Annotated in this window: 2 protein-coding genes; one reads left to right on the forward strand and one right to left on the reverse strand. The window is 38.7% G+C overall.

All coding sequences use genetic code 11. The features are described from left to right. On the reverse strand, window positions 1-455 hold a 455-nt coding region (locus tag AC1DUW_RS29045; RefSeq protein WP_477644215.1), incomplete at its 3' end, for a phosphatidylglycerophosphatase A family protein. A gap of 188 nt (window positions 456-643) precedes the next feature. Here AC1DUW_RS29045 and AC1DUW_RS29050 point away from each other — a divergent pair. After that, window positions 644-1,357 (forward strand): alpha/beta hydrolase (locus AC1DUW_RS29050; RefSeq protein WP_477644216.1); only part of this gene is annotated, 714 nt, incomplete at its 3' end.

Here is a 1,357-nt window from a genome sequence, read left to right on the forward strand (position 1 = left end):
GCAATACTTGCAACGATATCATCCAGGAATGTATGAACGACTCCTTCTTGCTTCTTATCCAGTTCGTGAATGACACCTATTTTATTTTTATCTAAATGTCCAAAGGTTGTTACAGCAATGCTTCCGTAGCCTAGAACTGCACCAAAGGCAATGGTTTCATCCACTCCGAACAAGCCTTCATCCGATTCAACAATTGATTGCAGTGGTTCTGATAACTTCTTTTGCTCAGCAAGTTTATCAAGCTCCACACCGACTAAAATAGCATGTTGAATTTCCCTTTTTAAAAGAACGCGCTCTACGCTGCGAATGCATTCCTCCAATTTCAAATCAGCTTTGTAAGGGAACTGCAATTCATAAACAATTTCTGCAATGGCTTCCACACTGACACCACGTTCTATTAATGTTTGCTTTGCCGCTCTTGTTACTTCCCTGCTGTGTACGTGTACATCTGTCATTTCTCTGCCACCTCTTTTTTTGTAATATTTTTCTATATCCTATCATTATAGCATTTTATATTTTAAATTTTTAGAAAATATAATGAAATTTTTCTATTTGAAATTCTTGTCACGAGAAAAAGATACGAAGCTGTGATAAAATAGCCAAGTAAGTGGTTTTTCATTATTAATTATAGAGGTGCGGAAGAATGAGTTTACGCAAAGGCACAATAAAAGAGTACATGTTTAAAAGTGAAGCTTTAGCAGAAGAATTGGAGCTACTTGTTTACTTGCCTGCTAATTTTTCTCCACTATATAAATATTCGCTTGTCATTGCTCAGGATGGCCGTGATTACTTTCAGATGGGACGGATTGGTCGCGTAGCCGATGAACTATTAGGGAACGATGAAATTGAGAATATCATCGTCGTCGGTATTCCTTATAAAGATCGATTTGACCGCAGGCGTAAATATCATCCAGATGGGGAACAGCACGTTGAATACATACGTTTTCTCGCCCATGAACTTGTTCCGTTTTTAGATGATGAATTTCCAACCTATCAAATGGGGCATGGTCGTGCTTTAATCGGTGACTCTCTTGGTGGCACTGTTTCTTTATTGGCTGCTCTTCAATATCCTCATACATTTGGGAAGTGCATCATGCAGTCTCCGCTAGCAAATGAAGCAGTATTGGATGCTGTCCGTAATTTTGAGAACCCGCATCTCCTAGAACTTTATCATGTAATTGGGACCGAGGAAACCGATGTTCCCACGACAGATGGAAATCGTGCAAACTTTATAGAACCTAACCGGGAACTGCATAAATTATTAAACCAAAAAGGATTTCCTTGCTTCTATGAAGAATTTGAAGGTAATCACACCTGGAAATATTGGCAGGCAGATTTAAAAAGAGCACTATTGGAA

Source organism: Peribacillus sp. P4_C12 (assembly GCF_056402095.1).